We start from the raw sequence: 5690 nt of genomic DNA, 5'->3' as shown, positions 1-5690 counted from the left end.
GAATTTGTATCTGTGAAATATAGGTTTTTATCTTTATATTTAATTGGCGAGTTTCGAACCCCAACATTTTTGATTCTTGACCATTTTTGGGTTTCTGAGTTGTAGAATGCTACGCCTCCTCCAGCATGCGGCAGGTATCTTGAGTCGCCTGCAATGGATATGGCGACGCTGCTTTCGTCGAGGGCTTTGCGGGGGTCGTTTGTTACTGGGATGGTCGCACTACAGCCTGACAGGAGGAGGGCGCCGATAAGTCCCAGACGCAGGCTTCCTGAAAAACGGGATGTGGTCATTGCTACCACCTGGTTTCGTAGTGATGCACCCAGTGTGATTTCTTGATGTCTGTCGGGTATACGCCGGGGCCACCGTCAGAGTCGAGGTCCACGTTAGGATCCGTGCTCTTATATGCAGCCCAAACTAGCTGCGAACAGTTATAAGAATTAGCATGTAGGGCGTTCATGACACCCTCCTTTCAGCGGGTCACCTCGTGGCGTCCCGCTATCGGTCCTATGTCTTCATCGATACATAACACCGGAAACTGTCTAACTCAACAGGTCATGTCTTAGATATTATTTCTGACTAGGCGAGTTTTTAGTGTTCCGTACCTCATTCTATCGTTAAGAGGGTCCGTTATGCAGGAAAAAACGCCCCGTTAGCAATGGTGTACAGAATGCGGTAATTCCCTACTCGCGCCCTGTACCCTTCTTCACCCTGTAGCTTCTTGAACGGAACCAGCACAAGAACTATCCTCGGAGCTAACGAACAAACCCCAGAAAGGAACCAGTCATGACTGTCACCACTCACCGGACTCGTTCCAATGTCACGACTCTTAAAGAACTCCGCGACAACCTCGGAACCAAAGTCAACGAAGCCGTGTTCTCCGGCGAACGTCCCCTCATCAGCCGCAACGGTAAGACTGTTGCCGCGCTCATCTCCTACGAAGATTTGAAGCTACTGGAAGAGTACGAAGAGCTCCTCGACATTGAGGCTCTTCGCAAGGCACGCGCCGAAGATGACGGTTACCGCATCGGCTTCGACGAGTTCCTCGCAGAGAACCCTGCAGACTAGTCTTTCAACGCATAACGCAAGGCGGCGGGCGGAGCCTCCACCGGGGAGGTGCCGCCCGCCTCATTCTTGCCTAAAAACCGCCGGGTTTAGCGCCCGCGTGCGGAGGGGTAGATGCTACCGTCCATCACGCCGCGCTCCACCTGCTCCAGGCTCACGCCGCGAGTCTCCGGCAGGTTGCGGAACATCAGCAGCGCAATAATCACGTTCACCACGGCAAAGCCGATGAAGGAGCCGGTCAGACCGACCGCACCCAGAATCACGGGGAACGCCAGCGACAGCACACCGTTCATCATCCAGCCGCTAAACGCCGAAATACCCATACCCGCCGCACGCACACGCAGCGGGAACAGCTCGCTCATAATCACCCACGTCGACACGTTCAGGCAGGTCTGCATCGCGCCCACAAAGCAGACGATGAGCACCAGCAGAATCCAGGGGCGCGCCGCGTTATCGGCGGGTAGCAGCATGGACGCGCCCGCAATCAGCACGTGGAAAAACGCGGTCGAACTATAGCCGGTAATGACCATGACTCGGCGCGGCACACGCTCCATCAGACGCAGCGACAGGATGGAGCCGAGCACCGCGATCGTGCCCGGCGCAATGTTCGCAATGAGCGCCGCGGATTCGCTGAAACCGGCTTCCTTGAGCACCTTAATGCCGTAGTACATGATCGAGTTGATGCCGGTCAGCTGCTGGCCCGCGCCGACCAGAATACCGACGAGCAGGATGCGCACGAACCAGCCGCGCACGCCCACACTTTCCTTGCCTGCCGCATTGTTCTGGGAGGTGGTTTCCGCCTGCAGGGTGCGTTCAATGTCGGCAATCTCAGCTTCGGCACGCTCGGTGGAGCGGATGCGCTTCATAACCTCCAGCGCCTGCTCACGCTTGCCGACGCGCAGCAGCCAGCGCGGCGATTCGGGCACACGCAGCATGCCGACGAACAGGCCGATGGCGGGCAGGGTGCAGATGGCGAACATCCAGCGCCACACGCCGTCGTGCTCGCCCCACAGGTTGCCGATGAGGGCGTTCACGATGAACGCGGCAAGCTGACCGCCCACGACCATGAGTTCGTTGCGGCCGGAGAGGGAACCGCGAATTTCGTAGGGTGCGAGCTCTGCGAGGAATACGGGCACCACGGCGGAGGCGCCACCGACCGCCAGGCCGAGCAGGGTTCGTCCGGTGATGAGCACGGCGACGTTGGGTGCGAAGACGCACGCCAGGGCACCAATGAAGAAGATGGTGGACAGTCCAATGATGGTGGTTCGGCGGCCGTACCGGTCGGAGATACGACCGCATGTGAGCGCGCCAATAGCCGCCGCGAAGGCGAGCGATCCGGTGACCCAGCCTTGGGCGGTGGAGTCCATGCCGAGTTCGCGGCTCATGGGTTCGAGCGCGCCGTTAATCACTCCGGTGTCGTAGCCGAAGAGCAGACCGCCGAAGGTGGCGATGAGTGCAATGATGCCAAGGTATCGGCTGTGCTTCCCGGTGCCCAGAGGGGGCAGGGTGGAGGCGGTGCTCTGTGCGCTCATGGTGTCCTTTGATGCCGAGGGGGTAGGTGAGATTACACCGACATTGGTGGTTTTTCAGCCCTGTCAGTGGGCTAGGTGAGGTGCGTCAGGTTAGACGCACCTCACCTAATCCTAGCGAAAACGTTCGGCGGGTGATATTTATTTCTCACCGCGGACATTTTTCAGCGTATTTTACGGCGGCCATGTGCGACCGTCTGAGCGCCCTTTGAGAGGGAGCCCGCGTTTAGACGTTTAGAACAGCGCGATCTTCTCGGGTGCCGGGAAGATGGCGTCCAGGGCGGCGAGGTCCTCAGCGTCGAAGCGCAGGCAGGCGGCCTGTGCGTTGGCGCGTACCTGTTCGGCGCTGGTCGCACCGGCAATGACGGAGGTGACCGGCGACTGCTGTGCGAGCCAGGAGAACGCCGCCTGCACCTCGGTGATGCCGCGCTCGGTGCAGAAGCTGTGGAAGGCTTCGAGCTGGTCCCAGTTGGCGGCGTCGAGCACGTTCTTCTTGGAGTGGGACAGGCGCGAACCGGCGGGAATGTTGTCGCGGCGGTACTTGCCGGTCAGCAGGCCGTTGGCGAGCGGGAAGTACGGTAGCACACCCAAGCCGAAGTGCTGTGCGGCGGGCAGGATTTCGAGTTCTGCGCGGCGGTCGAGCAGGCTGTAGTGGTTTTCTGCGGCGATGAACCGTTCGGTGCCGAGTTCGCGGGCGCAGTGTTCGGCGTGGGCGAGCTGCCAGCCGGAGAAGTTGGAGTGGCCCAGGTAGCGGACTTTGCCGTCGCGTACGAGCTGGTCGAGGGCGCTGAGGGTTTCTTCGATGGGGGTGTTGGGGTCGGGGCTGTGGTAGAAGTACAGGTCGATGTAGTCGGTGCCGAGGCGGCGGAGGGACCCTTCGACGGCGCGCATGATGTAGCGGCGGGATCCGCGGGCGTTGCGGTCGTTGCCGTTGAGGTTGCCAACGGGCAGACCGAATTTGGTGACGATGGTCAGTTCGTCGCGGTCGAGGCCGAGCTGGGTGAGGGCGGTGCCGAACATGGTTTCGGAGAGGCCGGGTTCGGCGCCGTAGAGGTCGGCGATGTCGAAGAAGCTGATGCCGGCGTCGACTGCGGCGGCGATGACTTCGTTGGTGCCTTCTTGGGTGCGGGTGGGGGTGCCGGGGCGGCCGAGGTTGTTGCAGCCGATGCCGACGCTGGGTACGACGAGGCCGGAGTTGCCGAGCCTGCGGTAGACGGGAGATTCAATACGTTCCATGCTTTAACTCTACGTTGTGTGGGTATGTTGCGAGGTTATTTCCCCTCCAGTTGGGAGGCGAAGAGCTTCCTGAAGCGTGATGTAGGGTCGGTCGTTAGGTCTTGGTAGGTTCCTTGCTCCACCACACACCCACCATCCAACACCACCACAGAATCAACACCACGCAACGTCCACGCACGATGAGACACCAACACCACCAAACGCCCCACAGCAGCCACCTTCAACCGAGCAAAAATCTCCTCCTCAGTCTCAGCATCCACAGCACTCGTCGGCTCATCCAACACCCACACCGGCGCATCCCGAAGAACCACACGCGCCAACGCCAAACGCTGCCACTGACCACCCGAAAGACCAACACCACCAAACGACTCACCCAACTGAGCATCCAAACCACCCTCAAGACCACGCACAAAATCATCAGCACAAGCCACCGACAAAGCCGACCACAAATCAGCATCACCAAGACGCTCAACCGCCTCCTGCGACAAACCCAGAAGAAGATTTTCACGCACAGTCAGTTCATAACGGCCGTAGTCTTGACTCACCAAACCAACATTCGCCAACATGTTGTATTTACTCTCAGAAGAAGCACCCTTATACGTTATGCTCCCCTGGGCAATTGGTGTAATTCCAAGAATTGCATTTATTAGCGTTGTTTTTCCCGCGCCCGAGGCACCAACTACTGCAATCATTTGATTATTTATCAACTCAAGATTAATATCTTTAAGCGCAAAAGACGACGCGCCCTCATACTGAACGGATACATCTTTGCATATAATTTTTGAAATATTTTCATGGTTAGGGTTAGAAGTTTTTATCTCAGAAGCATGGTCGTAAGTATCAGAGTCGCATACCCTTCGGAATTGCTGAACAGATAATGCTCCATTAATAATCTGGCCGAATGAATATCCCACCTCTTGGGTCGCGTTAACACAGGCAATGATTCCAATCAGCGATCCGGCCACATACGATATATCGGCGCCTGAATCCACAAGGAAGTACAGGGACGCAAAAAGTAAGACAGAGCAGAGTAGCCCTGCAACTATGGAGATGATTCCTCTAACACTTTCAAGGCTCAATTCCCTACCGGCTGCCCGGCGTCGCCAGGACGCTACGCGTTGCGAGAAAAATCGGGAGGCTCTCATGAGGTGAAGTTCTTGGGCGCGACTTTGAGCCATCAGATTGTCTAGATAGTAGTTCTCTACCCGATAGTCCTCGTACATTAGGGTGTATATTGCGTAATCACGTTTAGCGAGGATTACCATTGCAATAGATAGGGGTAGTGAACACAGCGCCGCAAAAATTGCTGCCACAATGCTGACGTTCGCAATATTAAAACAGAGGAGGAAAACCATCGCAAAGGAACTCACCAGTGTCATAACTGACATGGTGTGAACCTGCAATTCCTGTTTCGATATCGCCTCTCTAGCAGCACGTATATCTTCCTGTGATTTTGTGCTACCTATATCAGATAACGGAAATGTAGATAACCTGTTATTTAACATGCGGTGAACCCGATAGTTCATCTTTGATTTGAGGATAAGCATGTTACTTCTTACCCAGCGTTGAGCAATGATATTAATTCCGACAACAAGGGCAAGAGCAATAATATAAATCCATGCTGCGCCACCATTTGAACCGCTCAAGGCTGATACTGTATTACCGATCAGCAGGGACTGGCTCAAGGGAATGCAGGCGATGATGGCTAGCGATAGGGCAGTGCTCACTAGGGTCGCGGGACAGGTTTTCCAGGCTAGGCGGAAGGACCAGAGTATAGAGGAAAATAGATTTTTCATTCTCACCACGCTCACAAAGTCATATTGAACTCATCTTTGAGCCCTGAAACTCCTCGATGAGCGGACA

At 56.3% G+C, this 5690-nt stretch carries 4 protein-coding genes and 1 pseudogene; 1 reads left to right on the top strand and 4 read right to left on the bottom strand.

Annotation, left to right across the window (positions count from 1 at the left end):
* A pseudogene (locus Q0216_RS10140) lies at positions 1–290 on the bottom strand (hypothetical protein); the annotation flags it as partial.
* A gap of 493 nt (positions 291–783) precedes the next feature.
* Between Q0216_RS10140 and Q0216_RS10135 the strand changes: the two are divergent.
* Positions 784–1065 carry a type II toxin-antitoxin system prevent-host-death family antitoxin gene (locus Q0216_RS10135; protein ID WP_298595098.1) on the top strand — a complete coding sequence of 94 codons (282 nt, stop codon included), beginning with the start codon at positions 784–786 and terminating at the stop codon, positions 1063–1065.
* Between the two features lie 86 nt (positions 1066–1151).
* On the opposite strand, the gene Q0216_RS10130 is transcribed toward Q0216_RS10135, so the two are convergent.
* The 3 genes from Q0216_RS10130 to Q0216_RS10120 all read right to left on the bottom strand — a co-directional run bounded on the left by Q0216_RS10130 (position 1152) and on the right by Q0216_RS10120 (position 5512).
* Positions 1152–2594, bottom strand: a complete 1443-nt coding sequence (locus Q0216_RS10130) for a sugar porter family MFS transporter (RefSeq protein ID WP_298595095.1) — start codon at positions 2592–2594, stop codon at positions 1152–1154.
* A 231-nt stretch (positions 2595–2825) separates the two neighbouring features.
* Complete coding sequence (locus Q0216_RS10125; RefSeq protein WP_298595092.1) at positions 2826–3827, bottom strand: aldo/keto reductase; 1002 nt, start codon at positions 3825–3827, stop codon at positions 2826–2828.
* A 35-nt stretch (positions 3828–3862) separates the two neighbouring features.
* A complete protein-coding gene (locus Q0216_RS10120) occupies positions 3863–5512 on the bottom strand; it encodes an ABC transporter ATP-binding protein (protein WP_298595089.1) in 1650 nt (549 codons plus the stop codon).
* Positions 5513–5690 lie beyond the last annotated feature (178 nt).

Origin of the sequence: uncultured Rothia sp. (assembly GCF_937976295.1) — a bacterium.
Lineage (GTDB): Bacteria > Actinomycetota > Actinomycetes > Actinomycetales > Micrococcaceae > Rothia.
Note: the sequence above shows the minus strand (reverse complement) of the source record. Positions and strands in the feature narration are given on the sequence as shown.

What these genes read in the sequence shown, in the direction of transcription:
- Q0216_RS10125 (WP_298595092.1), bottom strand. Translation starts at nt 3,827, where the DNA reads ATGGAACGTATTGAATCTCCCGTCTACCGCAGGCTCGGCAACTCCGGC.
- Q0216_RS10130 (WP_298595095.1), bottom strand. Translation starts at nt 2,594, where the DNA reads ATGAGCGCACAGAGCACCGCCTCCACCCTGCCCCCTCTGGGCACCGGG.
- Q0216_RS10135 (WP_298595098.1), top strand. Translation starts at nt 784, where the DNA reads ATGACTGTCACCACTCACCGGACTCGTTCCAATGTCACGACTCTTAAA.